The organism is Mesorhizobium sp. M7A.F.Ca.CA.004.12.1.1 (assembly GCF_003997835.1).
Taxonomy (GTDB): Bacteria; Pseudomonadota; Alphaproteobacteria; order Rhizobiales; family Rhizobiaceae; genus Mesorhizobium.
In genome coordinates, this window is record NZ_RZRK01000959.1 from 1 (window position 1) to 2,118 (window position 2,118).

Genomic DNA, 2,118 nt, shown 5'->3' on the forward strand with positions numbered 1-2,118 from the left:
TTGTTCTTCAGTTCGAACAGGCCGGTGAGCGCCCCGCTCAGCAATTTCGCCTTCAAATCCGAAACGCGGATGCCTTCCTGGTCGAGCTTGAGCGAAAAGGCGGCATCATAGGCGGTGGCGAACCGACCGGCGGCGAGCGCTGCCGTCGTCAGGTCTAGGTCGGCGGTGAACGGCAGGTTGGATTTCTGGCTGAACGGTGTCGCCGGCCACACGCCACCCTTGTTGGTTTCTTCCTTGTCGGCAAGAAAGGCGGGATCGCCGAACAGCGCCACCGCCATCGGATCGAGGTCGAGTTCGTCGAGCATCAGCGCCCCGGCCAGATGCGGCACGCCGGCCTTGCCGTCGACCCCCTCCTTTACATCGATATTGACGTCGCCGGACACCGCCGCTTCGTTGATAGCGCCGTTGAGTTCGTCCAGCACCAGCAGACCGTTGCCATAATCGCCCTGCGCCGAGAACGACGTCGACATGCCCGCCCCCATGCCCGGCAGGCCGATACCTGTCGTCATCAGCCATGGCTCGATGTCGGCGGCGTCGAGGCTGAGCTTGCCCTTGGCGGCGAAGCCTTGCGGCGTATCGGCGATCGTCCCCTCGAAACCCGCCTTGAAGTCGTTGCCGGCAAGGCTGAAATTCGTCGTCAGGCCGCCGCCGAGCGTACCCTTGGCCTGAATGTCGGTGCTCGCCTCGCCCAGCATGCCGAGCGGCAGTGCCGGCAGGCCGTAGAGGGCCAGCAGCGTGGTGGCATCAGGGTTTTTGGCATTGAAGGTAAGCGCCACCGGCGCTTCGAGAAGCTTGTCCACCGCCCCCTTTCCCGACAGCGATGCGGAAAAGGCCGAGCCGCCGGCCTTGCCTTGTCCGCTCACCGCCAGGCCCGTGGTGCCGTCGCCATTGTCGGCCGCACTCGCCACGAGGTCGACACGCGCATCCTGGAACAGCTCGGGATAGGCTGCGGCACGGCTCGCCAGTCCCTTGAGCACGGCGCTGTCGGGATAATGCCGGGCGGCGACGTCGATCAGCGGCTTCAGATCGACGGCAACCACCGATGCATCGAGCTTGCCGGTCGGGCTCGCCGGGAAATCCTTGATCCTGCCGGTGGCGCTGATCGAGGCGCCGGCCAGCCCGCCCACCGACAGCCGGTCGATTTCGAGCAGCCCGTCGCGCAGCCTGAGCGCCGTGTCGACGGTATCCGCGGTCAACCCGCCAGCGTTGACCGGCCCTGCCTTGATCTGGAAATCGAGGTCGCGGTCGGCAAAGCGATTGGCGCCCTTGTCGCTGACGAAGATCGAGGCGAAGGCCGCCAGCCCGTCGACATCGAGGTCGCCCCCTTCGAGACGCATCAGCACTGAGGGCTTGGCATCGTCGGGCTGGCTGGAATCGATGCGGCCGGAAAACTTCGCCTTGCCCAGGATCAATTCGAGATCGCTGAAGGCCTGGCGCTTCTGCGAGAGGTCGACCTTGGCCTTGAAGCCGGCGGCAGGGAGACGGCGGATCGCCTCGTCGACATCCTTCGACAGCCAGGCGGCAAAGCCGGAGGGTTGCGCCACGGCCAGCAGCAGCGAGCCGTTGAAGCCGAAATGACCCTCCAAATTGAGCACGAGCATGCCATCGGCTTCCAACGTGGTGCGGCCGGGCAAGGTCGCGGCAAGCGATTTCACCGACCAGCCGCCATCGACCGGCTCGGCGGAAAGATGCACGTCGCGCACCGTGGTGTCGCCGACCACCACCGCCGGCAGCTTGACCTCGACAGTGCCGGGAATGGTCGGCCTCGGCATGTCGAGCAGCGCCTGCTCAAACGCCGCGATGCGCTGATCCAGCGTCAGACCGGCGCCGGCTTCGGCGCCCACCGCCTCGTCGAACTGCACCTGCGCGCCATTGGCCTCGATGGCGAAACTCGGCTTCAGCCCGAGATCGACAGAAGCCTTGCCGTCGGCGGTGTAGGGGTTGTCGAGCGGCCCGGTCTCGAAGCGGAATTCGTCGACGCCGAGTTTCTGGTGGTCGAGCGAAAATTTGCCGTTCAGCCGAAAGCCCGGATCGGGCTTGCCGGCGGAAACCCTCACCGTCTCGCCATCGGTGCCGCGCAGCTCGGCGCTGTTCTTGTCGGCACCGGAGATCTTGAAC

At 65.8% G+C, this 2,118-nt stretch carries 1 pseudogene; it reads right to left on the reverse strand.

What is annotated here, in order from left to right:
- Positions 1 to 2,118, reverse strand: a pseudogene (locus EN984_RS32230) (AsmA protein); the annotation flags it as partial.